The organism is Type-F symbiont of Plautia stali, assembly GCF_059731105.1.
On record NZ_AP035909.1, the window covers coordinates 2,763,104 to 2,787,194 of the forward strand.

General features: G+C 55.8%; 22 protein-coding genes. 6 read left to right on the forward strand and 16 right to left on the reverse strand.

Translation table 11 applies throughout. The features are described 5' to 3' along the window. Positions 1 to 2 precede the first annotated feature (2 nt). The 4 genes from nuoC to lrhA form a co-directional block, all read right to left on the reverse strand. Positions 3 to 1,802 carry an NADH-quinone oxidoreductase subunit C/D gene (gene nuoC / locus AC6I7A_RS12915; protein WP_009089013.1) on the reverse strand — a complete coding sequence of 600 codons (1,800 nt, stop codon included), beginning with the start codon at positions 1,800 to 1,802 and terminating at the stop codon, positions 3 to 5. 113 nt (positions 1,803 to 1,915) lie between these two features. Further along, positions 1,916 to 2,593: a NuoB/complex I 20 kDa subunit family protein gene (locus AC6I7A_RS12920; RefSeq protein ID WP_009089012.1), complete on the reverse strand. Its 678-nt coding sequence runs from the start codon at positions 2,591 to 2,593 to the stop codon at positions 1,916 to 1,918. Positions 2,594 to 2,608: 15 nt separating this feature from the next. After that, positions 2,609 to 3,052, reverse strand: a complete 444-nt coding sequence (locus AC6I7A_RS12925; protein ID WP_071987796.1) for an NADH-quinone oxidoreductase subunit A — start codon at positions 3,050 to 3,052, stop codon at positions 2,609 to 2,611. A gap of 640 nt (positions 3,053 to 3,692) precedes the next feature. Beyond that, positions 3,693 to 4,616, reverse strand: a complete 924-nt coding sequence (gene lrhA, locus AC6I7A_RS12930) for a transcriptional regulator LrhA (protein ID WP_003854247.1) — start codon at positions 4,614 to 4,616, stop codon at positions 3,693 to 3,695. Between the two features lie 961 nt (positions 4,617 to 5,577). On the opposite strand from lrhA, the gene AC6I7A_RS12935 reads away from it, so the two are divergent. Together AC6I7A_RS12935 and yfbR are read left to right on the forward strand one after the other, a co-directional pair. Beyond that, the gene (locus AC6I7A_RS12935) at positions 5,578 to 6,795 is read left to right on the forward strand and encodes a pyridoxal phosphate-dependent aminotransferase (RefSeq protein WP_009089010.1); all 1,218 of its coding nucleotides are present in this window, start codon (positions 5,578 to 5,580) and stop codon (positions 6,793 to 6,795) included. Between the two features lie 69 nt (positions 6,796 to 6,864). Further along, the gene (yfbR, locus tag AC6I7A_RS12940) at positions 6,865 to 7,464 is read left to right on the forward strand and encodes a 5'-deoxynucleotidase (RefSeq protein WP_058956884.1); all 600 of its coding nucleotides are present in this window, start codon (positions 6,865 to 6,867) and stop codon (positions 7,462 to 7,464) included. Between the two features lie 29 nt (positions 7,465 to 7,493). Here yfbR and AC6I7A_RS12945 read toward each other — a convergent pair whose 3' ends face one another. The 3 genes from AC6I7A_RS12945 to yfbV form a co-directional block, all read right to left on the reverse strand. Continuing rightward, complete coding sequence (locus tag AC6I7A_RS12945; RefSeq protein WP_058956893.1) at positions 7,494 to 8,153, reverse strand: sugar phosphatase; 660 nt, start codon at positions 8,151 to 8,153, stop codon at positions 7,494 to 7,496. Between the two features lie 13 nt (positions 8,154 to 8,166). Then, positions 8,167 to 8,661 carry a YfbU family protein gene (locus AC6I7A_RS12950; protein WP_058956883.1) on the reverse strand — a complete coding sequence of 165 codons (495 nt, stop codon included), beginning with the start codon at positions 8,659 to 8,661 and terminating at the stop codon, positions 8,167 to 8,169. 145 nt (positions 8,662 to 8,806) lie between these two features. Beyond that, positions 8,807 to 9,259 carry a terminus macrodomain insulation protein YfbV gene (yfbV, locus tag AC6I7A_RS12955; protein WP_009089002.1) on the reverse strand — a complete coding sequence of 151 codons (453 nt, stop codon included), beginning with the start codon at positions 9,257 to 9,259 and terminating at the stop codon, positions 8,807 to 8,809. Positions 9,260 to 9,594: 335 nt separating this feature from the next. On the opposite strand from yfbV, the gene ackA reads away from it, so the two are divergent. Both ackA and pta read left to right on the forward strand, forming a co-directional pair. Continuing rightward, complete coding sequence (gene ackA / locus AC6I7A_RS12960) at positions 9,595 to 10,797, forward strand: acetate kinase (RefSeq protein WP_058956882.1); 1,203 nt, start codon at positions 9,595 to 9,597, stop codon at positions 10,795 to 10,797. A 70-nt stretch (positions 10,798 to 10,867) separates the two neighbouring features. Then, positions 10,868 to 13,012: a phosphate acetyltransferase gene (gene pta / locus AC6I7A_RS12965; protein WP_009088998.1), complete on the forward strand. Its 2,145-nt coding sequence runs from the start codon at positions 10,868 to 10,870 to the stop codon at positions 13,010 to 13,012. Positions 13,013 to 13,116: 104 nt separating this feature from the next. Here pta and yfcD read toward each other — a convergent pair whose 3' ends face one another. Together yfcD and yfcF are read right to left on the reverse strand one after the other, a co-directional pair. Continuing rightward, entirely contained in the window at positions 13,117 to 13,641 is a 525-nt protein-coding gene (gene yfcD / locus AC6I7A_RS12970; RefSeq protein ID WP_009088996.1) for an NUDIX hydrolase YfcD, read from the reverse strand. Between the two features lie 107 nt (positions 13,642 to 13,748). Further along, complete coding sequence (gene yfcF, locus AC6I7A_RS12975) at positions 13,749 to 14,390, reverse strand: glutathione transferase (protein WP_009088994.1); 642 nt, start codon at positions 14,388 to 14,390, stop codon at positions 13,749 to 13,751. A gap of 182 nt (positions 14,391 to 14,572) precedes the next feature. Here yfcF and AC6I7A_RS12980 point away from each other — a divergent pair, with 182 nt between their 5' ends. Beyond that, entirely contained in the window at positions 14,573 to 15,469 is an 897-nt protein-coding gene (locus AC6I7A_RS12980; protein WP_058956881.1) for a TIGR01777 family oxidoreductase, read from the forward strand. Positions 15,470 to 15,502: 33 nt separating this feature from the next. Here AC6I7A_RS12980 and AC6I7A_RS12985 read toward each other — a convergent pair whose 3' ends face one another. The 3 genes from AC6I7A_RS12985 to dalD are packed head-to-tail and all read right to left on the reverse strand — an operon-like array spanning position 15,503 to position 19,671. Next, complete coding sequence (locus tag AC6I7A_RS12985; RefSeq protein ID WP_009088990.1) at positions 15,503 to 16,783, reverse strand: MFS transporter; 1,281 nt, start codon at positions 16,781 to 16,783, stop codon at positions 15,503 to 15,505. A 27-nt stretch (positions 16,784 to 16,810) separates the two neighbouring features. Further along, on the reverse strand, positions 16,811 to 18,280 hold the full coding sequence (gene xylB / locus AC6I7A_RS12990) for a xylulokinase (RefSeq protein ID WP_058956880.1): 1,470 nt from the start codon (positions 18,278 to 18,280) through the stop codon (positions 16,811 to 16,813). Between the two features lie 2 nt (positions 18,281 to 18,282). Continuing rightward, a complete protein-coding gene (gene dalD, locus AC6I7A_RS12995) occupies positions 18,283 to 19,671 on the reverse strand; it encodes a D-arabinitol 4-dehydrogenase (protein WP_058956879.1) in 1,389 nt (462 codons plus the stop codon). 194 nt (positions 19,672 to 19,865) lie between these two features. On the opposite strand from dalD, the gene AC6I7A_RS13000 reads away from it, so the two are divergent. After that, on the forward strand, positions 19,866 to 20,813 hold the full coding sequence (locus AC6I7A_RS13000; RefSeq protein WP_058956878.1) for a sugar-binding transcriptional regulator: 948 nt from the start codon (positions 19,866 to 19,868) through the stop codon (positions 20,811 to 20,813). 73 nt (positions 20,814 to 20,886) lie between these two features. Here the strand turns inward: AC6I7A_RS13000 and hisP are convergent, their stop codons facing one another. From hisP to argT, 4 genes are all read right to left on the reverse strand, one after another. Further along, entirely contained in the window at positions 20,887 to 21,660 is a 774-nt protein-coding gene (gene hisP, locus AC6I7A_RS13005; RefSeq protein ID WP_009088986.1) for a histidine ABC transporter ATP-binding protein HisP, read from the reverse strand. 8 nt (positions 21,661 to 21,668) lie between these two features. Continuing rightward, positions 21,669 to 22,385: an ABC transporter permease gene (locus AC6I7A_RS13010; RefSeq protein WP_009088985.1), complete on the reverse strand. Its 717-nt coding sequence runs from the start codon at positions 22,383 to 22,385 to the stop codon at positions 21,669 to 21,671. After that, positions 22,378 to 23,067, reverse strand: a complete 690-nt coding sequence (locus AC6I7A_RS13015; protein WP_009088984.1) for a histidine ABC transporter permease HisQ — start codon at positions 23,065 to 23,067, stop codon at positions 22,378 to 22,380. The genes AC6I7A_RS13010 and AC6I7A_RS13015 overlap by 8 nt, the downstream gene beginning before the upstream one ends. A gap of 168 nt (positions 23,068 to 23,235) precedes the next feature. Further along, on the reverse strand, positions 23,236 to 24,018 hold the full coding sequence (argT, locus tag AC6I7A_RS13020; protein WP_058956877.1) for a lysine/arginine/ornithine ABC transporter substrate-binding protein ArgT: 783 nt from the start codon (positions 24,016 to 24,018) through the stop codon (positions 23,236 to 23,238). Between the last annotated feature and the right edge of the window lie 73 nt (positions 24,019 to 24,091).

Here is a 24,091-nt window from a genome sequence, read left to right on the forward strand (position 1 = left end):
AATTAGCGGTCCACGTCTGACATAACAAAATCGATACTGCCCAGGTAGACGATCAGGTCGGATACCAGGCTGCCACGGATTACCGAAGGAATCTGCTGCAGATGCGGGAAGCTCGGCGTACGCACACGGGTGCGGTAGCTCATGGTGCTGCCGTCGCTGGTCAGGTAGTAGCTGTTGATCCCTTTCGTCGCTTCAATCATCTGGAAAGATTCATTGGCTGGCATCACCGGCCCCCACGACACCTGCAGGAAGTGTGTGATCAGCGTTTCGATGTGCTGCAGCGTGCGCTCTTTCGGTGGCGGCGTGGTCAGCGGGTGATCCGCTTTGAACGGTCCCTCTGGCATGTTGTTGAGGCACTGCTCAAGGATGCGCAGCGACTGCCACATCTCTTCCATCTTCAGCTGGACACGGCTGTAAGCATCGCTGACGCCGGAGCCGACCGGGATCTCAAAATCGAAGTTTTCGTAGCCAGAATAAGGACGCCATTTGCGCACATCAAAGTCGAGACCGGTGGCACGCAGACCGGCACCGGTGGTGCCCCATGCCAGCGCCTCTTCCATGTTGTAAGCGGCCACGCCTTTGGAACGACCAACCAGCACGCTGTTACGCAGTGCGGCTTTGTCATACTCCTTCAGGCGTTTCGGCATCCAGTCCAGGAAGTCACGCAGCAGACGCTCCCAGCCGCGTGGCAGATCGTGGGCAACCCCGCCGATGCGGAACCAGGCCGGGTGCATACGGAAGCCGGTAATGGCTTCAACCACGTCATAAATTTTCTGGCGATCGGTAAAGGCGAAGAACACCGGTGTCATTGCACCGACGTCCTGAATAAAGGTCGAGATATAGAGAAGATGACTGTTGATGCGGAACAGCTCAGAGAGCATCACGCGGATCACGTTTACGCGATCGGGCACCACGATCCCGGCCAGTTTCTCAACGGCCAGCACATACGGCATTTCATTGACGCAGCCGCCCAGGTATTCGATACGGTCAGTGTAGGGAATGTAGCTGTGCCACGACTGACGCTCGCCCATCTTTTCGGCACCACGATGGTGATAGCCGATGTCCGGTACGCAGTCGACAATCTCCTCGCCATCCAGCTGCAGGATGATGCGGAACGCACCGTGCGCTGACGGGTGGTTAGGCCCGAGGTTGAGGAACATAAAATCTTCGTTGGTGGTGCTGCGCTTCATGCCCCAGTCTTCAGGCTTAAAGGTCAGCGCCTCCATCTCTAAATCTTCTTTCTGCTTCGTCAGCGTGAAAGGATCGAACTCCGTGGCGCGCGCCGGATAATCTTTGCGCAGCGGATGGCCTTCCCACGTGGGGGGCATCATGATGCGCGTCAGATGCGGGTGCCCATCAAAGGTGACGCCAAACATCTCCCAGGTTTCACGCTCATACCAGTTGGCATTCGGGAAAAGCCGGGTAAGCGTCGGCAGATGCATATCGTTTTCAGATAAGGCCACCTTGAGCATGATGTCACGATTGCGTTCAATCGACAGCAGGTGGTAGAAAACGGAGAAATCCGCAGCAGGCAGGCCTGCACGGTGGGTACGTAAACGCTCATCCACACCATGCAGGTCATACAGCATGACGTAAGGCTTCGGCAATTTACGCAGGAACTCGGTAATTTCCAGTATCTGTTCACGCTTTACCCAGACAACCGGAATACCGGTACGGGTAGGCTGAACAGTGAAGGCGTCCGGCCCAAAACGGTTACGCAACTCGCCGATCACCGGATCGTCCAGGTGATCACGGGTTTGCCATAGCGGCTGAGCGAGATCTTGCGTGGTCAAATCTGTCATACGTTACTCACCATTCCGGCCTGATCTCAGGCACTCAAATGAAGGCGTCAGGATGGGGCCATGCATTAAATTGTGATGTTCTGCTGCAGGCGCGATTTTCCATCCGTACGGTTTTAGACTTCGTCCGGGCTGCGCAGGTTAGTGACGGCGATGCGCTCGCCGCGCTTTCTTTCCCGCTCGGATTGCATGTTGGCGCGATAAACGCCCTGATCGCCGACAACCCATGAGAGAGGACGGCGCTCTTTACCGATCGACTCCTGCAGCAGCAGCAGTGCCTGCATATAGGCTTCAGGACGAGGCGGGCAGCCAGGAATGTACACATCAACCGGCAGGAACTTATCCACGCCCTGCACAACAGAATAGATGTCATACATGCCGCCGGAGTTGGCGCAGGCACCCATGGAAATGACCCATTTTGGCTCCAGCATCTGATCGTACAAACGCTGAATGACCGGGGCCATTTTGGTGAAGGGGGTTCCGGCAATGACCATGAAGTCAGCCTGACGTGGCGAGGCACGCATAACCTCCGCGCCGAAACGGGCCACGTCGTGCACGGCCGTGAACGACGTTGTCATCTCTACATAACAGCAGGAGAGACCAAAGTTGTAGGGCCAGAGGGAGTTTTTACGTCCCCAGTTCACCATGTCATGCAGGGCATTTTCGAGTTTGCCCATGTAGACGCTGCGATGAACGTGCTGCTCCAGCGGATCGCTGACGATTTCCTGCTTTTGCAGAGGATAACGGTCGTTCTCACCACCGTTCGGGTCTATGCGGGTGAGCGTATAGTCCATCTTATTGCCTCTCTTTTACTGCTTGTGAGGTTTGGTGTGGCTGACCGTAGTGGTTTTCACCACTACGCGACGGCGGGCAGGCGCCCAGTCCAGCGCGCCGATGCGCACCAGATAGACCAGCCCCGCCAGGAGCACCAAAATGAAAATTGCGGCTTCCGCAAAGCCGATCCATCCGCTTTCACGGATTGAGGTCGCCCATGCGTATAAAAAGAGGGCTTCGACGTCGAAAATGACGAAAAACATCGCAACCAGATAAAATTTCGCCGAGAGGCGGATATGGGTATCACCAACGGATTCGATGCCCGATTCGAATGGCGTGTCTTTGTAGCGGGCGCGTGCTTTGCCGCCGAGCAGCCATCCTCCGGTCAGCATGAAAGCACACAGGCCAAAGGCAATAACGATAAATACGATAAACGCCCAGTGCTGAGCGATGATTTCGGTGGTAGTTGACATACTCATTGCTTACTCATCAAAAGTGGCGCTGGCATCCTGCACGCGTTTCCCGCAGCAAACTGACCACATCGATTCAAGGGAAGGGTAAAAACCTTTCAAACGTCGCTGTTATTTGTCAATAAGCAGCAATTTTATGGGGTTTTTTACTCCTTTCTATAACCTTTTGTCAACTTTGACAAAAGTATCCAAACATTATTTCACACCTGCATCATATTATTAACAAATGATGCCCCGCTTTCCAGCTAAATCGCTTCAGTCTGTAGGGTTAATTTTAGTGTAGCGGGTATTCACACGCATGGATCGTGCATTTAACAATCATATTTTGACAGGTCTCACGCTGTTTTCCTTCCCCTTACCAGGGGTATTTTCTTGATCAGGAACACAGTTTTGCCCTTTTTGCCGCAATTTTATCCACCTCAAATGAGACATCATGGAACAAAATAGCGGGTTTATGACTGGCAGGTTTTAGTAGAGAGAGGTATGAGGCCGAAAAGGACGTGAATCAGCGGGACAGGACGTGTGCGGAGGGGCGTCTGAGGTGCATCAGACAAAAAAAAGCCTCTCGTCCGGTTCGGAAAGCGAGAGGCGATTTATAAGCGTTTATTAAGACAGCCACGCTGGCATGGAGTGCAATACGTAAGCGAAACTACTCTTCGTCATCCAGCAACAATGCACCGTCGGGATTATTGCTCAGATTGTAGGGATCGTTAGTGGACTGCATGGCATTGAAGATCGCCAGAGCCAGTTCGTTATCGCTATCCGGATTGCGGCACAGCAGGTATTGCGTATCCGGCAGCACCGGCAGCCCTTCCGCCGCACCCATCACACGCAGTTCCGGACTCATCATCTCAACCGGACGGGCTGTCACACCCAGACCCGCTTTTACCGCGGCGCGTACGGCAGCCAGGGTTGAAGCGACATAGGAGATCCGCCACGGAATACCGGCTTCGTTAAGATGGTCGATGGCCATATCACGATAAGGACTTGGCTCATCCAGCAGCACCAGTGGAATGGCTTCACCACGCTGGAAGATATAATCCGCAGCGCAGTACCATAAAGTCGGTGATGTCCGCAGCACCTGATAGGTGAAATTACCTGGGCTGGAGGTCGTCACAACCAGGTCCACTTCACCCTGGTTGAGCATTTCCATCATGAAAGGATTACGTTTAACCCGCACATCGATAGCCAGCTTCGGATACACCGAGGTCACACGGTTCAGCAGGAATGGCAGGATCGTGTCTGAGGTGTCATCAGAGGCACCGATAGTCAGTACGCCCTGAATGTTGCTGTACATCAGTGAGGTGCAGGCTTCGTCATTAAAACGCAGAATTTTTCTGGCATAGCCCAGAAGCTGAATTCCATGCTCTGTTAACAGTTTGTTACGTCCATGTCTGGCAAACAGCTCTTTACCTACCAATTGTTCCAGACGTTGCATCTGCTGACTGACTGCTGACTGGGTTCTGCAGACCGCTGCAGCGGCGGCTGCAAAGGTATTCAAATCCGCAACGGCAACGAAAGTTCTCAGCAGATCGAGGTCGAGATTCAGTATCGGACGATTTGCATTAGTCATGTTTTTTTCTTCACTTATAAGATTTTACGAACTACTACCCTGGTGTTATTACAAGCTTATCAAAGTGATAAGCAGTAATGGTGCTTAATGACAGTCCTGTGTGAAGACTGGCACAAAAAATCTCTTGTGCGGATTCCGCACGGCTCACTCACCTGATGGGTCATACGCTGTCGTGAAAAAGACCACGTCTGAACCGAAAGCGCGGGGGGCGCGAATGCAGGAAGCTGCGTCATAATCGTGATCCTGCCGAAAAGAACCGGACAGGACGAAATTCACACTTTACGGGCTGGCGGGACAAAGCGGTAAAGTGCATTAAATAATAAATTATACTTAATCATTTTTGACTTCAAAATGGAAATGATTTTGTGAAAACCGCTGTAAATTTTGCGGCAAAGGCATTTCCAGACCCTTATGCCACATTATTGATCACTTTTTAAGCCTTCATCGCTCTGAAATTTAGTGAGAAACTGTTAACTGCTGCCCACAATAGTTCAATCTGATGCCTCTTTTACCCTCTGCTTTTGGACCTTTTCCGGCGATCACAACACCTTAAACCGGATACTCTTAAGCAGCGTTAAGGCGTAAGTATTAACGAGGCCGCAAAATCGTCCACAAAATGAGCATTCATAAAATATCCTTTAACTATTTCTCCTGGGGTATATTTCCGCGGCGGAAAAATGACCGCTTCAGATTATTTACGGTCCGCTTTGAGAAAACACGCACCGCAGCCCCGCCCCTGCCACGCTATTCATCAGTTTAAAAACCTGACCTTAACCTTATTTATGGTTTTATTGACCAGCCAAAGCCGTGGTAAATAGTTTTTACGCTACACGCCGGGCAAAAAGGTGTTGAACCCGCCAAAACCGGACGGCACCCTTCTTTTGTTATCCTGAGGAGAGTACATTGTGCTGGTTTGATTTCTGTGGCAGCCAAAAGGATTCTGCCCATTAAGGCGGTAACAATGACTTTTCAAATTGATAAATCCGGGAAACTCGACAATGTCTGTTACGACATCCGTGGTCCGGTACTGAAAGAGGCAAAACGCCTCGAAGAAGAAGGCAACAAAGTTCTTAAGCTGAACATCGGCAACCCGGCGCCTTTCGGCTTTGAAGCGCCGGACGAGATTCTGGTCGATGTGATTCGTAATCTTCCCAGCGCCCAGGGCTATTGCGACTCCAAGGGCCTCTACTCTGCCCGCAAAGCGATCATGCAGCACTACCAGGCACGCGACATGCGCGACGTCACGGTAGAAGATATCTACATTGGCAACGGTGTGTCAGAACTGATCGTGCAGGCGATGCAGGCGTTACTGAACAGCGGTGACGAAATGCTGGTCCCGGCTCCCGACTATCCTTTATGGACGGCGGCCGTCTCCCTCTCCAGCGGGAAAGCGGTGCACTATCTTTGTGATGAGTCCGCAGGCTGGTTCCCCGACCTGGATGACATCCGCAGCAAGATTACGCCCCGCACCCGCGGCATCGTCATTATCAACCCGAATAACCCGACCGGCGCGGTCTACAGCAAAGAACTGCTGCTGGAAGTGGTTGAGATTGCCCGTCAGCATAACCTGATCATTTTTGCCGACGAGATCTACGACAAGATCCTCTATGATGAGGCACAGCATCACAGCATCGCCGCGCTGGCACCGGATCTGCTGACCGTGACCTTTAACGGCCTCTCTAAAACCTATCGCGTGGCCGGTTTCCGTCAGGGCTGGATGGTGCTGAACGGGCCGAAGAAACATGCTAAAGGCTACATCGAAGGGCTGGAGATGCTCGCCTCAATGCGTCTCTGTGCTAACGTGCCGGCCCAGCATGCGATTCAGACGGCGCTGGGCGGTTACCAGAGCATCAGCGAATTTATCATGCCTGGCGGACGTCTCTACGAGCAGCGTCAGCGCGCCTGGGAACTGATTAACGATATTCCGGGCGTCAGCTGTGTGAAGCCCCAGGGCGCGCTCTATATGTTTCCGAAAATCGATGCTAAAAAATTCAACATCTTCGACGATCAGAAGATGGTGCTGGATTTCCTGCTGCAGGAGAAAGTTCTGCTGGTTCAGGGTAGCGCATTTAACTGGCCCTCGCCCGATCACCTGCGCATCGTCACGCTGCCGCGCGTGGACGATCTGGAAATGGCCATCAATAAATTTGGCCGTTTCCTGCAAGGCTATCGTCAGTAATCCCGCCCGCGTATACTGAAGCTATTTGGGGAGAGCCTGTCTCTCCCCTGCCGGCTAACAGGAACGCGCATGACTCAAAGTCACTTCTTCGCCCATCTCTCCCGTCTCAAGCTGATCAACCGCTGGCCGCTGATGCGCAACGTGCGCACCGAAAACGTGTCTGAACACAGCCTGCAGGTTGCCATGGTGGCGCACGCCCTGGCCGTGATCAAAAACCTTAAGTTCAGCGGGTCGCTGAATGCCGATCGCATCGCCATGCTGGCGCTCTATCACGATGCCAGCGAAGTGCTGACCGGCGACCTGCCCACACCGGTCAAGTATTACAACGCGCAGATCGCGCATGAATATAAAAAAATCGAGAAAATTGCGCAGCAGAAGCTGATTGAGATGTTGCCGGAAGAGTTTCAGGCGATCTATCGCCCGTTAATCGATGAGCACCTGCACAGTGAAGAGGAGCAGGCCGTCGTCAAGCAGGCCGATGCGCTCTGCGCCTATGTTAAGTGTCTTGAGGAACTCTCTGCCGGGAACAATGAGTTTTTACTGGCGAAAGCGCGACTGGAGACAACGCTGGCGCAACGGCGTTCGCCTGAGATGGATTATTTCGTTGAGGTCTTTATTCCGAGCTTCAGCCTGTCGCTGGATGAAATCTCGCAGGATACGCCACTCTGAGTCCGGCGGCGTGACCGCCGGCTCCTTCCTTACGCCTGCTGGCTGAAGGTAAAACTGCCGTCAGCTTCCCGGGTCACGACCAGTGATGCCAGTGAGCTGAGGCGAAGCGCCACCTCATCCAGCCGGGGGGTGTCCGCCGGAGCATTGATGGCGATCACCGCGCAGCCTGCGTTCAGTCCGGATACGATGCCGGCGGGGGCATCCTCTGCCACCACACAGGCTGCGGCGTCTAAGCCCAGTTTCTCCGCCCCGAGCAGATAGGGATCGGGTTCCGGTTTACCTTTTGCCACCTGCTCCGCAGTAATAAACACCGCAGGTTTCGGCAAGCCTGCGGCTTTATGTCGGGCATGCGCAACCGGCACCGAACCGGAGGTGACAATGGCCCAGGGGATCTGCAGCGCGTTCAGCCTTTCCAGCAGCGCTCTGGCACCCGGCAGCGCCTGCACGCCATCGGTGTCCGCCGCTTCCGCCTGCTCCAGCGCCACAAACTCCGCCTGAATCGCCTCTTCCGGCTGGCCTGCCATAAAATGACGCAGAGAAGTAATGGCCTGTTTGCCATGAATGAAATCGAGGATCTCATCGGCAGCAATACCATGACGCGCACCCCACTGGCTCCAGGCGCGTTCTACGGCGGGCAGCGAATCGACCAGCGTGCCGTCCAAATCAAAAAGAAAACCTCTGTAGGTCACGCGCTTCTCCTCATCATGCATTAATAACCTGTGCAATCTCGTTGGCACTCAAATGGTACTGGCGCGGACAAGTCTGCCATAAAGCCAGCATGCGTTGATACTTTTCCCACATCGGGGTCTGCGCGTTAAAGCCATGGGTGCCGGAATCGAAGTGGGTGTAGCGCCCTTCCGTGTTGACCATGAAGCGCACATATCCCAGCAGGCGGGCTTCTGTCGCGGCATCAAAACCGAGAAAAGCGAGACGGCGCTCATCCGTCTGATTTTTCTCTTTCAGGTTTGACCAGGAGACGTGCAGCGCGTGATGCATTTCCATAATGTCGATCACCGTCCGGCAGGTTGCTTCGCTGAGTTCGCCGAACTCTTTATCCAGCTCCCGCATCTGTAGTGCATAACCGCGCTCAACGATGGTCTGGTAACGGCGAAAACGTTCAGCATTTTCCGGCTCCAGCATCGCCATGATTTTGTACTGGTTGGTAAGAATTAAACGCTGTGCATGGGTCATTTCCATCATTCGCTCCCGGTCGGCGACCGCTCAGTTAATCGACAAGGAGGAAATGATTACATAGCGTTAGCGATACGGAAATCGCCGTATCGCCTTTCTTTGATTTGGTTGCGGGTTAGCGGTAATTAAATCACCGCCCGCCTGAAGAGGGTCAGAGATCGTCGAGGAACGTGCGGTCAAGCTGTTTAAACGCGCGTTTCAGCAGGTCGGCCAGCGCCTGATAGGTCGGTTTGCCTTCTACCGGCGCGATAGCCTGTCCCGCCTCTTCCAGGCGGGCGCGGACTTCATGAAACCAGCTCAGCAGCGTCGGCGGCAGCGGCGTAACAGAACGCTTACCGAGCCACCATAACCCCTGCATCGGCAGGCTGCAGGCAAACAGCGCCGTCGCCACGGCCGGGCCAAGCTGGCCACCCATTGCGATCTGCCAGGTCAGGGTAAAAATCGCCAGGGGAGGCATAAAGCGAATGGCAAAACGCGTCACGGATGAAACACGGTTTTCCGGAAACACGGGGGCCAGGCGCTTATCAGCAGGCCAGGTCTTCATGTAGTGCTGACCGCGCTGAAACATCTGAAACCAATTGGTACTGCCAGATTCATTCGCCATGGCTCACCTCAACTAATCCTGCAAACATTAAAAAAAAGTTATAACCACACAACTTTACGTGACATCCTTCAATTTTTTTTGTCTTTAAAGATGACTCCAGCTATTCTGACGCCGTTTCAACACCTTTCCGGGCGCGGGATACCGTTGGGAAGAGGCTTGAGCCATGTTTCGACAAGGCGATCTTCAAATTTTTGCGTAAGATTACCGAAATTTTTTGCGGAAATGCAGATTTCTGTCTACCGCATGATGTTTGTCATTAATCTACCAGCTTTCATGGGCTACGCTGTTAGTCTGATTGCGTTTTATTTAGCCACTCTCAAAAAATAGGTACTTCCATGTCGAGTAAGTTAGTTCTGGTTCTGAACTGTGGCAGCTCTTCCCTTAAGTTTGCCATCCTCAACCCTGCCAGCGGCGAAGAGTTCCTGTCGGGCCTGGCAGAATGTTTCCACCTTCCAGAAGCACGTATTAAATGGAAACTGGACGGCGAAAAACAGGAAGCGCCTCTCGGTGCCGGTGCAGCGCATAGCGAAGCGCTGAACTTCATCGTTAAATCCATTCTGGCACAAAAACCAGAGCTTTCGGCACAAATTGCTGCAATCGGTCATCGTATTGTTCATGGCGGCGAGAAGCTGACTCAGTCCGTTATCATCTCTGAAGAGGTGATTCAGGGCATCAAAGACGCCTCCTCCTTTGCCCCGCTGCATAACCCGGCTCATCTGATCGGGATTGATGAAGCGATGAAAAACTTCCCGCACCTGTCAGATAAGAATGTCGCCGTATTCGACACCGCTTTCCATCAGACAATGCCGGAAGAGTCTTATCTCTACGCCCTGCCCTACAAATTGTACAAAGAGCACGGCGTGCGTCGCTACGGCGCGCATGGCACCAGCCACTTCTATGTGACACACGAAGCGGCCAGAATGCTCAATAAACCGCTTGAATCACTGAACATCATCACCTGCCATCTTGGTAACGGCGGTTCTGTCTCTGCCATCCGTAATGGCGAGTGCGTCGATACCTCCATGGGGCTGACGCCACTGGAAGGGCTGGTGATGGGCACCCGCAGTGGCGACATCGACCCGGCGATTGTTTTCTTCCTGCACGACACCCTGGGCATGAGCGTTGACGCCATCAATAAACTGCTGACCAAAGAGTCTGGCCTGTTAGGTCTGACCGAAGTCACCAGCGACTGCCGCTACGTGGAAGATAACTACGCGACGAAAGAAGATGCGAAACGTGCGATGGATGTGTTCTGCCACCGCCTGGCGAAATATATCGGCAGCTACACGGCGCTGATGGACGGTCGTCTTGATGCCGTGGTCTTCACCGGCGGCATCGGTGAGAACGCGGCGATGGTGCGTGAACTTTCATTGAAAAAACTGGCGCTGCTGGGCTTTGAGGTTGATCATGATCGCAACCTTGCAGCGCGCTTCGGTAAGTCTGGCTACATCAATAAAGAAGGCACCCGTCCGGCCCTGGTGATTCCGACCAACGAAGAGCTGGTCATCGCCCAGGACGCTGCGCGTCTGACTGCATAACCCCTTCTCTCCGTCAGCTCAGGCTGACGGAGTTGTTTTTGACACCCTGCCATTACTGAGAGGTTCAAACGTGTCACGTACAATTATGCTCATTCCGACCGGCACCAGCGTCGGCCTGACCAGCGTCAGCCTCGGCGTTATCCGCGCCATGGAGCGCAAAGGCGTCCGCCTCAGCGTCTTTAAGCCGATTGCGCAGCCGCGTGCTGGCGGCGATACCCCGGATCAAACCACCACCATCATTCGCAAGAACTCCTCGATTCCTGCCGCCGAACCGCTGCAGATGTCCCGTGTGGAATCACTGCTGGGATCGAACCAGCAGGATGTGCTGATGGAGGAGATCATCTCCCGCTATCACGCCAACACGCAGGATGCGGAAGTGGTGCTGGTTGAAGGTCTGGTGCCGACCCGTAAGCATCAGTTCGCCAACGCACTGAATTATGAAATTGCCAAAACGCTGAATGCCGAGATCGTCTTTGTGATGGCGCTGGGTAATGACTCACCGGCCCAGCTGAAAGAGCGCATTGAGTTGACCCAGAGCAGCTTCGGCGGTCAGAAGAATAAAAACATCACGGGCGTGATTATCAATAAACTGAACGCGCCGGTTGACGATCAGGGACGTACCCGCCCTGACCTGTCAGAGATCTTCGATGATTCGTCGAAAGCCAGCATCGCCAATATCGATCCTAAGCAGCTCTTCTCAGACAGCCCGCTGCCGGTTCTGGGCTGCGTGCCGTGGAGCTTTGATCTGATTGCGACCCGCGCGATCGACATGTGCCGCCACCTGGGTGCGCGCATCATCAACGAAGGTGAGATTCAGACCCGCCGGGTGAAATCGGTAACCTTCTGCGCCCGCAGTATCCCGCACATGCTGGAACATTTCCGTCCTGGCTCTCTGCTGGTCACCTCCGCAGACCGCCCGGATGTGCTGGTCGCGGCCTGTCTGGCCGCCATGAACGGCATCGAAATCGGCGCTATCCTGCTGACCGGAAACTACGAGATTGACGATCGCATCGCCCGTCTTTGCGACCGCGCCTTCCAGACCGGCCTGCCGGTGTTTATGGTGAAAACCAACACCTGGCAGACCTCCCTGAGCCTGCAGAGCTTCAACCTTGAAGTCCCGGCTGACGACACCCAGCGCATTGAGAAAGTGCAGGAGTATGTTGCCAGCTACATCAACGCTGACTGGATTGAGTCGCTGACCGCCACGTCAGAACGCAGCCGTCGCCTGTCGCCACCGGCCTTCCGCTATCAGCTGACCGAGCTGGCGCGTAAAGCGGGCAAACGCGTCGTTCTGCCAGAGGGCGATGAGCCGCGCACCGTTAAAGCGGCCGCTATCTGTGCTGAACGCGGTATCGCCACCTGCGTGCTGTTAGGCAACCCGGATGAGATCCAGCGTGTTGCGGCGGCTCAGGGGGTTGAGCTGGGCAAAGGGGTTGAGATCGTTGACCCGGAACAGGTTCGTGAAAACTATGTGCCGCGCCTGGTTGAGCTGCGCAAGAATAAAGGTATGACCGAAGTTGTCGCGCAGGAGCAGCTGGAAGATAACGTGGTGCTGGGCACCATGATGCTGGAGAGCGGTGAAGTGGATGGTCTGGTATCCGGTGCGGTTCATACCACCGCCAACACCATTCGTCCGCCACTGCAGCTGATCAAAACCGCGCCGAACAGCTCACTGGTTTCATCGGTGTTCTTTATGCTGCTGCCTGAGCAGGTGCTGGTTTACGGTGACTGCGCGATTAACCCGGACCCTACCGCTGAGCAGCTGGCCGAAATCGCGATTCAGTCCGCCGATTCTGCCAAAGCCTTTGGTATCGACCCGCGTGTGGCGATGATCTCCTACTCCACCGGCACCTCCGGTGCAGGTAGCGACGTGGAAAAAGTGCGTGAAGCCACACGGATTGCGCAGGAAAAACGTCCTGACCTGGTGATCGATGGTCCGCTGCAGTATGACGCCGCGATCATGGAAGATGTGGCAAAATCAAAAGCGCCCAACTCACAGGTTGCGGGTCGCGCCACCGTGTTTATCTTCCCGGATCTCAACACCGGTAACACCACCTACAAAGCGGTTCAGCGTTCCGCCGATCTGATCTCGATCGGGCCGATGCTGCAGGGGATGCGTAAGCCGGTCAATGACCTGTCGCGCGGCGCGCTGGTCGACGACATCGTCTACACCATCGCGCTGACCGCCATTCAGTCCCAGCAGGCTGAAGGCTAAGCGCCAGGTGAGAACAGAAAAGGCATGCCCCGGGGCATGCCTTTTTTTTAATCCGCAAATGTGCGATTCGGCGCTGCCCGTTGAGGCAAGGCGCCGGAACCGTCTCAGTCGCGGCTATCGCCGTTACGACTCATCCACAGCGACAGCGCTTTCAGCGAATCGTCAGTAAACTCATCGCAGCGGGCGGTGATCTCGTCGGGCGTCATCCAGAAAATCTCATCGACTTCGGACTCCTGCATCGCGAAAGGCCCGTGGGACACGCAACTGAACAGGCCACCCCAGACGCGGCAGTGCTGATCTTCAAAGTAGAATTTGCCATGCTCAGCAAAAGGCACGGCGGCAATGCCCAGTTCCTCTTCAGCTTCGCGACGCGCAGACTCCAGCATATCCTCACCGCTCTGCACCACGCCACCCGCCGTTGCGTCGAGTTTGCCCGGCATGAAATCTTTTGTTTCCGTGCGACGCTGAACCAGAATCTTGCCCATACCGTCATGAACCACGATATAGGTGGCGCGGTGACGCAGGCACTGAGCGCGCATCTGCGCACGTGTCGCCTGAGCAACGACTTCATTCTCTTCGCTTACAATATCGACCCACTCGATGCCGTCACCCGCAGTTTGATCCACCATCCGTAACCCTTTCCTGTTTGGCGTGCCCAGATGCACGCAGTTTGCCACTTGTTATTTTAATGTGGCGTAAGGTAATCACTTCCGTCAGCCTGAGCAAGCCCTGACAGTTATCGATTTTTACCACTTTCTGCTAACCACAGCTGGACTGAGGCTCGCTGCCATTGAAATTCAGCATAGTGCTGCAAACGTGTCGGTAAGGGATCGCCATGCAATACCAGCCGGTTGAGCATCACCGCCAGATCGGTATCCGCGATGGACCATTCGCCAAACAGGTTCTGCTGCCCTTCCGGCAGCAGACGCTCGACGGCTGCAATCAGTTTAGTGACCGCCTGCTGTGCTGACGCCGTCAGCGGCGCAAAACGTTCACCGGCAAACAGCACTTCCGTCGGGCGCTCCTGGCGGATCCACATAAAGTCACTGCGCAGCCAGGCCTGAAGCTCTCTGGCGCGGGCGCGCTTCTCGCGGTCATGGGGATAGAGCCGCTCAAATTCAGGTGCCGGAAAACGCTCTTCCAGATATTCGCTGATGGCGGAAGACTCGCTCAGCAGAAAGCTGTCAATCTGCAGCGTTGGCACACGGCAGGTCAGTGAGAGCGCCCGATAGGCCTCCGCATATTGCTGATTCTGCGATAAATCGACGCGTTTCAGCTGAAAAGGCACCCCTTTTTCGGTAAGAGCAACATAGGCAGACATGGCATAAGGACTGAAAAATGATGAATCTGACCACAGGACAATGGGCGGATAATTCATCGGTTACCTCGATTGGCTGTCAGGGTTGCATCATGTTTACCGACTTTTTTTTGGGAAGGCAACGCTGAGCTGCTCCGACCTCTCACGCCGGAATAACAAAGCGCGACGCGAGGCACTTCAGAGTGGCTCCGCTCTTCTATGCTGAAAGGAGCAGATAACAAAAACACAAAGGGAGCCGCAACATGCACATTCTTATTACCGGTGGCACGGGACTGATTGGGCGTCATCTGATTCCACGGCTGCAACAGCTGGGGCATCAGATCAGTGTCGTGACGCGGGATATCGTCAGCGCACGCGAAAAACTGGGCGAGAGCGTGGCGCTCTGGTCAGGTCTGGCGCAGCAGACAAACCTCAATAACATTGATGCCGTGATTAACCTGGCGGGCGAACCCATTGCCGATAAACGCTGGACAGAGCCGCATAAACAGCAGCTCTGCGAAAGCCGCTGGCAGATCACCGAGCAGATTGCCTCACTGATTAATGCCAGCGCAACGCCACCCGCCGTCCTGATTTCCGGTTCGGCAACCGGCTTCTATGGCAATACCGGCGATCTGGTGCTGACTGAAGAGGATGAGGGCCATGATGAGTTTACCCATCAGCTCTGCGCCCGCTGGGAGCAGCTGGCACTCAACGCCGCGAGTGAACGTACCCGCGTCTGCCTGATACGCACCGGCGTGGTGCTGGCTCGTGAAGGCGGCGCACTCAGTAAAATGAAACTGCCGTTTAAGTTTGGCGCGGGCGGGCCGATCGGCAGTGGCAAACAGTATATGCCTTGGATCCATATCGATGACATGGTCAACGCGATTCTCTGGCTGCTGGATCATGAGGATCTGCATGGCCCATTTAACATGGTAGCGCCTTACGCGGTGCGCAATGAGCAGTTTGCCGCCACGCTGGGGCGGGTGATGCATCGTCCGGCCTTTATGCGCACGCCTGCCAGCGCCATTAAGCTGATGATGGGGGAGTCGTCGGTGCTGGTGCTGGGCGGTCAGCATGTGCTGCCGAAGCGGCTGGAAGCCTCTGGTTTCGGCTTCCGCTGGTACGATTTGCAGGAAGCCTTGCAGGATGTCGCAGGATAACCCTGCAGCGGCACGGGGCCGCCGCAGGGGTAATTAGCTTCGCTGTCCGGCGACCCGCGACTGCATCGCCTTCTCTTCCCGCGTGTGCCCCGGTTGTGGCACGCGGATAATAAAGGTCAGCACGCCAGCGAACACATACAGCGCGGTGTAGGCCCATACCACTCCGACGATGTCGAAGAATGGCAGCATGACAGAGGCGATAGCCGGTGCCACAAAGTTACTGAGTCCCGCGGAGAGATTGTAAATCGAGACCGCTGCCCCTTTGTGATGCGGCTCCAGCGTCGGAAAGACGGCGGTCATCGGCACAAACGCGGCGACAAAGATCCCCAGCATGACCGCAGGAATTAATGCCACCCAGAAATTATGTCCCGCATACAGCGGCAGGTAATAGAAGGTCAGGCTGGAGATAGCCATTCCCAGGCAACCAAACCAGCGTACCTGACGGATCCAGCCCAGCTTCTCACCGGTGAGGCCCCAGAAGATATTCGTAAAGATGGTAACAAAGAAGAACACCGCCCAGATCTGCAGCCATTCAGAGATGGTAAAGCCGAGACGGTCGACAAACAGCAGTGGCATGATAATGGCGAAACCAAACAGCGACAGCGTGTTGATGATGCGAATCAGGCAGGCATAAAAGACATGCTGATTGGTGAACAGGATGGTCACGGCACGCGACATCTCTGTCATCTTGTCACGCATCGGCAGATTCACGCGGGAACGATCTACCGGCACGTTGCGCAGGCTGAACCAGGCAAGAATCCCGCCACAGGCTACCCAGATGATAGCCAGCCACAGCGTTCCGGTCTCCCCCAGCATCGGAATGGTCAAGCTGGGCAGATAGCTGCCCACCACGCCAATGCCGATTGAATACATCGCCCAGAACCAGCCGGTCGCCGCCGCCAGTTTCTCGCGCGGTAAGACCTGCACCAGCATCATCATGAAAGAGTAGATAAACAGCGGATAAGCCAGCCCGCGAATGCCGTAAAACAGCACCATGAGGGGATAGTTACGCAGCCCAAGCCCAAGTGACATAAACAGGGCATGCATGACGATCCACAGCACAAAGCCAATCATCATCGCGCGCTGCGGCGTGATCAGCTCGGCGACCACGCCCGATGCCCAGGCTGCCAGCGCGGCTGCCAGACCATAAAAGGTGAACACGACGGCAGACTGCGCGGGCGAAAAGCCCATATCGGTAATATGGCGCGACAGAAACGCCATTTCAAAGCCATCGCCCGCCATAAAGATGGCGATAGCGAGGAAGCCCCAGAACATCTTTTTCGGTAAGCCAAACCAGTATTCGTTCGATTGCATCACAATCACCTTCTGTTTGGTTAGTCGTCAGGCAGGCAGCAGGTTACGCACCTGTTGCTGCTGGATGTAGAGTTCCCGGAACAGACGCAGCCGCTGTTGCAGCACGGCTCCGCGAGCGTCGTCCGGTTGATAGCGCGCCTGGACTGGCGGCTTCAGGCACACCTCATGCTCAGCACCGCCATCAGCCAGCCACGCCAGACGTGCCGCCCCCAGCGCGCCAGAGGCGCTGGCCGGGTGGGTAACAACCGGCAGTTGCAGCACATCGGCAATCAATTGCGCCCACAGCGTGCTGCGCGCGCCTCCACCGGTGAGGCTGTATTGCTGAATGGGGTGCCGGGCCTCGCCGAGCGCCTCTGCCCCATCAGCCAGTCCGAATGCCACGCCTTCAATCACCGCATAGCCCAGCAGGGCGCGCGGCGTTTCATGGCGCAGATTGAAGAAAGAACCGGAGGCGTCAGGATCGTTGTGAGGGGTACGCTCCCCGGAGAGATAGGGCAGAAAAATCGGGGCGCTGCGCAGCTGTTCATCACTGAGCTGAGCCATCTCCTCCATCAGCTGGCTTTCGCTCACTGACAGCAGATTGCACAGCCAGCGCAGACAACTGGCGGCGCTGAGCATCACACTCATCTGATGCCAGCGGCCCGGCAGCGCATGGCAAAAGGCGTGCACCCCGGATTGCGGGTCCGCCTGCAACCGGTCATTGACCACAAAAATCACCCCGGACGTCCCCAGTGAGATAAAAGCATCCCCGGCGTTCACCGCTCCTACCCCGACGGCCGACGCGGCATTGTCCCCGCCGCCGCCTGCAATCGTGACTGAGGTGGATAAGCCCCACTCGCTCGCCAGTGTCGGCTGCAGATGTCCACTTACTGCACTGCCTTCCACCAGTTCAGGCATGGCGGCACGCGTCAGTCCGGTGATGGCCAGCAGTTCGTCCGACCAGTCACGCCGGGATACATCGAGCCACAGCGTTCCGGCAGCATCCGAAGGCTCAGTGACAAAGCGTCCGGTCAGACGCCAGCGCAGGTAATCTTTCGGCAGCAACACCTTATCGATACGGCTGAAGATCTCTGGCTCATGTTCCGCAACCCAGCAGAGCTTCGGTGCAGTGAAGCCAGGCATAATCATATTGCCGCTGATCGCTATCATCCGGGGATGCTGCTTCGCCAGCCTTTCACACTGTGGTGCGCTGCGCGTGTCGTTCCACAGGATACATGGACGCAGCACCCTGCCTCCGGCATCCAGCAGCACGGCCCCGTGCATCTGACCGGACAATCCTATCGCGCGAATCTCAGCCCAGGCCTGAGGAGACTGATGACGCAATCCCGCCAGAACCTCACAGCAGGCTTGCCACCAGCGTTCAGGCTCCTGTTCTGCCCAGTGAGGATGCGGACGCTGCACGCTGAGCGTGGCGTGCTGAGACGCCACAATCTCACCCTGCGTGTTCACGATCAGCGCTTTAAGCTCTGAGGTACCGATATCAATACCGAGATACATGATTACACCGCCGCCAGTTCAGGCTGCTTCAGCCACTGCTGCAGATTCGCCACCTGGCGCGTCACCAGCTCATGAAACGCCTTATCGGACGCCAGTTCCGCAAACAGCGCGCGATCGCTCAGGAACGCACGGAGCGGATCGGCACTGGCGAACTGTTTACGCAGCGTTTCGGCCTGAAGCGCACCATCCTGATAGGGATAGGGTAAGTCGTCACTGGCCCAGCGCTGCATAAACAGGAAGAAGAGTGCCGGGATCACCGCCGTTGCGGTCGGCTGCACGCCGCGCTGGTAACACGCCTGCAGGGTTGGCGTCACCATGCCGGGAATTTTGGACAAGCCATCGGCACCGACGCGCTGATTGGTGTCCTGAATATAGGGATTACTGAAGCGGGCCAGCACCACATCGCGATAATCCGCCAGATCGAGCGGGCTGGGTGAAAGTGAGGGAATGACATCCTGGGTCACGTAGTCGTGCGCCAGTTTATAAATGGCCGGATGACGGGTGCTCTCATCGATATAGTTCAGCCCAATCAGCGTGCCCGCCCAGGCAATCGCGGCATGGGTCGCATTAAGGATGCGAATTTTCGCCTCTTCCCACGGCAGCACCGATTCCACCAGCTCAACGCCCACCTTTTCCAGTGCCGGGCGTCCGGCAATAAAATCATCCTCAATGACCCACTGAATAAAAGATTCGGCCATCACTGCGGCACCCTCTTCCCTGCCGGTCGCCGCCTGCACGCGTTCGGCCACCTGTGGGGTGGGTCGCGGGGTGATGCGATCGACCATGGTATTCGGTGAGCGGGTCTGTGTACGCACCCAGTCGGCCAGCGCGGTATCGCCTTTGGCCGTCAGAAACGCCAGGAAGGCGTCACGAAAACGCTCGCCATTGTGGCGCAGATTGTCGCAGTTCAGCAGCGTGACCGGTGCCCCGCCCCCGGCAACCCGCTGTGTCAGAATGCGGCTGAGTGCGCCGTAGAGGGTGCGGATGTCACCACCCAGATCGGCCTTCACGTCCGCCTGACTGAGATCCAGCGTAAACGCGGGCGTCAGGTAGTAGCCCGCTTCAGTCACGGTGAAGCTAATCACACGTGTTTCCGCACGGGCGCCCTGCTCAATCAGCGCGCTGATGTCGCTGTCCCAGGGCAAAATTTTGCGCAGCGACGTGATGGTCTCATAGTCGCGCTCACCTTCGGGCGTCACGGTTTCCAGCACATATTCGCCCTGCTGCTGCGCGAGCTGATCAAGCAGCGGCGCGGCATCCTGGCGGATATTGCCCAGCGCGATGCCCCAGCTTTCGTCGCCCTGCTTACGCAGCTGATGCAGATACCACGCCTGATGTGCCCGATGAAAAGATCCTGCGCCGATATGCATCCACACGGATTGATTGGTCATAATCGCCTCAATTAAACATTTGCCACGGTGAGGGGCATTTGCCCGATAGCCGTTAGCATAGTGTTCATTACGCGGATCCTTCTGCGAGCTCTGTCACAAATAATACTTTTGCTCTTTTATTGGGCTTTTGCCCGGTTAGCGCTTTTTGCCCGGCTCGCGTTAAGATGTCTCTCTGAATTCGACGGAACAGCGTGATGAGCAGAGAAGAGAAAAAGCAGGAGCTGGCCGCGCGTGCCGCATGGATGTATTACGTTGCGGGCGTGACACAGCAGGAGATTGCGCAGGCACTGGGATTGTCGCGCCAGGTGGCGCAGCGTCTGGTATCCAGTGCTCGTGAAATGGGCATGGTGAACGTAAAAATTGATCATCCCGTCACGCACTGTCTGCAGCTGGCGCGTGAGGTCCAGGAGAAGTTTTGTCTGGAACTCTGTCGCGTCGTGCCCTCGGCCAGTCTGAACGAGGATGCCATTCAGCAAATGCTGGCCGTCGAAGGGGCGGCGGTAATGGCACAGTTCATCAGTGAGGAAGCGCCGCAGGTCTTTGGCATTGGTTCCGGTAAAACCTTACGCTCGATCATCGACGCGTTACCCTGGGTGGATCGCCCGCAGCATCATTGCGTTTCGATGATTGGCGCCATCGCGCGGGATGATTCCGGGACACGCTATGATGTCCCGCTGAAGATGGCTGAAAAGATGCAGGGTAAGTATTTCTTTATTCCGGCCCCCCTCTACGCCGACACGCCTGAAGATAAAGCGATGTGGGTGCAGCATAAGGTGTATCAGCGCGTCACCGAACGCGCCTTACGGGCAGACGTGGCCTTTGTCGGGATTGGCGAAGTGATGCCAGGCTGTCCGCTGAACGCCGAGGGATTTATTACCGATGCGCAGGTTGAGGCGCTGAATGCGCGTGGCGTCGCAGGCGAGATGCTCGGTCACTTCTTCAATCAGCAGGGTGAACGCGTGTGGGGAGAAACGGATGAACTCCTGACCAGCGTGCATCTGGAAAGTCAGACACAGCGCAAAATCATTGGCTTTGCCGGTAGCGAACGCAAGTATCCGGCGATCCGGGCCGCCTTACAGGGCGGCTGGGTATCGGGTCTGGTGACCGACGAGGACACGGCGCTGAAGTTACTGCAGACGTGACGCAGCGGGCAGGCAGGCGCAGGGCACGTCACGCCGATGCCCTGCTTCCCGCACCTGTCCGCCCCGCTAACCGTTACTTCAGCGATCCCTTGAGGAACTGCTGCAGTCGCGGGCTTTTCGGGTTACCGAACAGCTCCGCAGGCGCTCCCTGCTCTTCGATTTTGCCCTGATGCAGGAATATGACGTGGCTGGAAACGTGGCGGGCGAACTCCATCTCATGGGTAACGACGACCATGGTTTTGCCCTCCTCAGCCAGCTTCTGCATGATGCGCAGCACTTCGCCTACCAGCTCCGGATCGAGCGCCGAGGTCGGCTCATCAAACAGTAATACTTCCGGCTCCATGGCCAGCGCACGCGCAATCGAGACACGCTGCTGCTGACCACCCGAGAGATGAACCGGATACTTCGCCTGTGCCCGTGCGTCAATGCCGACTTTATCGAGATAGCGGATTGCCCGTTCACGCGCTTCCGCCTTGCTCAGTCCCAGCACCTGAATCGGCGCTTCCATCACGTTTTCCAGCACCGTCATGTGGCTCCAGAGATTGAAGTGCTGGAACACCATGGTCAGGCTGGTGCGCAATGCGCGCAGCTGCTCTTTATCAGCCACTTTCAGCTGACCATCTTTGTCACGGACTAAGTTGATCTGCTGGTTGTTGACGACGATGCTGCCTTCACTCGGTTTTTCGAGAAAGTTGATGCAGCGTAAAAAGGTACTTTTCCCTGAACCGGACGATCCTATGATACTGATCACATCGCCCGCTTTAGCAGTTAACGAGACCCCTTTCAGCACTTCATGTTCACCGTAACGTTTATGCAATTCGGTGACGCTTAATTTATTGTCAGCCATAGTTCTACTCAATGCGATGAAGAGGGTTTCACGTGAGCCAGCCAGCGGCGTTCCGCCAGGCGGAACAGGCTGATCAACACGTAAGAGATAATCAGGTATAACACCGCCGCCAGGCCGAAGGCGGTGAACGGCTGATAGGTCGCGGAGTTAATATCCCGCGCGATTTTCAGCAGATCCGGCACCGTCGCGGTGAAGGCCAGCGCCGTGGAGTGCAGCATCAGAATCACTTCGTTGCTGTAGGCTGGCAGCGCCGTACGCAGCGCCGACGGCAGAATGATGCAGCGATAGAGTTTAAAGGTCGAGAAGCCATACGCCCGCGCCGCCTCAATCTCCCCGTGCGGCACCGAACGAATGGCCCCGGCAAAGATCTCCGTGGTGTAGGCGCAGGTGTTAAGCGTAAAGGCGAGTAACGTACAGTTCAGGCCACTGCGGAAAAAGGCATTCAGCAGCTCCGTGCCTTTCACAATCTCCAGCGTGTACATCCCGGAGTAAAACACCAGCAGCTGCACGTAGAGCGGCGTGCCACGGAAGACGTAGGTAAAGAGCCAGACCGGAAAACTGATAAAGCGATTAGGGGAAACCCGCGCAATCGCCAGCAGAATAGCCAGGCATCCGCCAATGGCGACCGAGAGGATCAGCAGCCAGAGCGTGATCGCCACGCCGGTAAAGCGATAACCGTCTGTCCAGAGCAGCGATTTCCAGTATTCCTGAATAATATCAATCATAAGTCGCCCTCTTCACGCCTACCGTATAGCGCCGGTTCAGCCACCACAGCACGCCATTCGACAGCGTGGTGAACAGCAGATAAATCACGCCCGCCACGATGGCGAAATAGAACGGCTGCCAGGTGCTTTTTCCGGCCAGCTGCGTCGCCTTCACGACATCTTCCAGTCCGAGCAGCGAGACCAGCGCGGTGGCTTTCAGGATCACCTGCCAGTTGTTACCGATGCCGGGCAGCGCATAGCGCATCATGGCCGGGAACAGAATGCGGCGAAACACCTGCGCGCCGGTAAAACCAAACGCGGTGGCCGCTTCAATCTGCCCTTTCGGCACCGCCATAAAGGCACCCCGAAACGTTTCAGTAAAGTAGGCACCATAGATAAAGCCGAGCGTGATGATACCGGCGACCATCGGGTCGATATCAAACTGCGCCATGCCCAGCGCATCGGTGATCTGGTTGAGGACAATCTGCAGCCCGTAGAAGATCAGCAGCATTAATACGAGGTCGGGCACGCCACGGATCAGCGTGGTGTAGCCTTCAAAAATCATCGCCAGAGGCCGGCTGCGCGACAGTTTCGCGCCTGCGCCAATCAGCCCCAGCAGCACTGCCAGCACGACGGAAGTGAGCGCCAGTTCCAGCGTCACCAGTGTGCCCCTGAGAATTACATCAGAATAGCCATACAGCATCGAAAGGGTCCTGTCGTGGGGTGAAAACAAAACGCTGCCCGCCAGACATCGACGGGCAGTTTAGCTTTATCACTCTGGCGTCTCTGCCATCCGCACCCCGGGGCACAGCGGCGTTAAGCCGTCCGTTCCGGCGGGCTTCAGCAGCCAGAGGATAAAGCGACAGGATGGTTAGTCGCCGTACACATTGAAATCGAAGTATTTCTTCGCAATCTTGTCGTAGGTGCCATCTTTACGCATATCAGTAAAGGCTTTGTCGATAGCGGCCTTCAGCTCGCTGTCATCTTTACGCAGCCCCATGCCTGTTCCGACACCAAAGATCTTGTCATCTTTTACCGCCGGACCGGCAAACGCGTAGTTCTTGCCCACCGACTGCTTCAGGAAGCCTTCGCTGGCCTGGACTTCATCCTGGAAAGCGGCATCAATACGGCCCGCATTCAGATCCTGATAGACCAGATCCTGGTTCGCATAAGGCGTAATCGTCACCCCTTTTGGCCGCCAGTTCTCATTGGCATAGGTTTCCTGTGTGGTGCCCTGCAGCAGACCGATGTTTTTGCCTTTCAGCGATTCAATCGTCGGCTCGATTTTTGATCCCTTCGGTGCCACTAAACGTGCGTTGGCGGCGTAGAGTTTTTCTGAGAAGGCGATCTCTTCCTGACGTTTTGCTGTGATGGAGAGTGAGGAGATGATGGCATCAATTTTCTTCGCTTTCAGTGAAGGGATCAGCGCATCGAAATCACTTTCGACATAGGTACATTGGGTATGGATACGTTTGCAGATTTCGTTAGCGAGGTCGATATCGAAGCCCACTAACTTGCCTTGCGCGTTTTTTGACTCAAACGGTGGGTAAGTTGGATCTGTACCGATGCGGATCGACCCCGGAACCGCTGCAAAGACGCTGGCAGCACTGGATAAGCCCAGCATCAGGGAAAGAGCCAGAACACGCTTTTTCATAGATTACCCTCAAGTGAAGTGCTTTTTGTTATGTGGTTCGTGATGTGAATGCGCTAATTAATCTGCATGTTTC

Bases quoted from the DNA above. Each gene is read 5' to 3' on its own strand.
- nuoC (WP_009089013.1), bottom strand. From the start codon at position 1,802: ATGACAGATTTGACCACGCAAGATCTCGCTCAGCCGCTATGGCAAACC.
- AC6I7A_RS12920 (WP_009089012.1), bottom strand. From the start codon at position 2,593: ATGGACTATACGCTCACCCGCATAGACCCGAACGGTGGTGAGAACGAC.
- AC6I7A_RS12925 (WP_071987796.1), bottom strand. From the start codon at position 3,052: ATGAGTATGTCAACTACCACCGAAATCATCGCTCAGCACTGGGCGTTT.
- lrhA (WP_003854247.1), bottom strand. From the start codon at position 4,616: ATGACTAATGCAAATCGTCCGATACTGAATCTCGACCTCGATCTGCTG.
- AC6I7A_RS12935 (WP_009089010.1), top strand. From the start codon at position 5,578: ATGACTTTTCAAATTGATAAATCCGGGAAACTCGACAATGTCTGTTAC.
- yfbR (WP_058956884.1), top strand. From the start codon at position 6,865: ATGACTCAAAGTCACTTCTTCGCCCATCTCTCCCGTCTCAAGCTGATC.
- AC6I7A_RS12950 (WP_058956883.1), bottom strand. From the start codon at position 8,661: ATGGAAATGACCCATGCACAGCGTTTAATTCTTACCAACCAGTACAAA.
- yfbV (WP_009089002.1), bottom strand. From the start codon at position 9,259: ATGGCGAATGAATCTGGCAGTACCAATTGGTTTCAGATGTTTCAGCGC.
- ackA (WP_058956882.1), top strand. From the start codon at position 9,595: ATGTCGAGTAAGTTAGTTCTGGTTCTGAACTGTGGCAGCTCTTCCCTT.
- yfcD (WP_009088996.1), bottom strand. From the start codon at position 13,641: ATGGTGGATCAAACTGCGGGTGACGGCATCGAGTGGGTCGATATTGTA.
- yfcF (WP_009088994.1), bottom strand. From the start codon at position 14,390: ATGAATTATCCGCCCATTGTCCTGTGGTCAGATTCATCATTTTTCAGT.
- AC6I7A_RS12980 (WP_058956881.1), top strand. From the start codon at position 14,573: ATGCACATTCTTATTACCGGTGGCACGGGACTGATTGGGCGTCATCTG.
- AC6I7A_RS12985 (WP_009088990.1), bottom strand. From the start codon at position 16,783: ATGCAATCGAACGAATACTGGTTTGGCTTACCGAAAAAGATGTTCTGG.
- xylB (WP_058956880.1), bottom strand. From the start codon at position 18,280: ATGTATCTCGGTATTGATATCGGTACCTCAGAGCTTAAAGCGCTGATC.
- dalD (WP_058956879.1), bottom strand. From the start codon at position 19,671: ATGACCAATCAATCCGTGTGGATGCATATCGGCGCAGGATCTTTTCAT.
- AC6I7A_RS13000 (WP_058956878.1), top strand. From the start codon at position 19,866: ATGAGCAGAGAAGAGAAAAAGCAGGAGCTGGCCGCGCGTGCCGCATGG.
- hisP (WP_009088986.1), bottom strand. From the start codon at position 21,660: ATGGCTGACAATAAATTAAGCGTCACCGAATTGCATAAACGTTACGGT.
- AC6I7A_RS13010 (WP_009088985.1), bottom strand. From the start codon at position 22,385: ATGATTGATATTATTCAGGAATACTGGAAATCGCTGCTCTGGACAGAC.
- AC6I7A_RS13015 (WP_009088984.1), bottom strand. From the start codon at position 23,067: ATGCTGTATGGCTATTCTGATGTAATTCTCAGGGGCACACTGGTGACG.
- argT (WP_058956877.1), bottom strand. From the start codon at position 24,018: ATGAAAAAGCGTGTTCTGGCTCTTTCCCTGATGCTGGGCTTATCCAGT.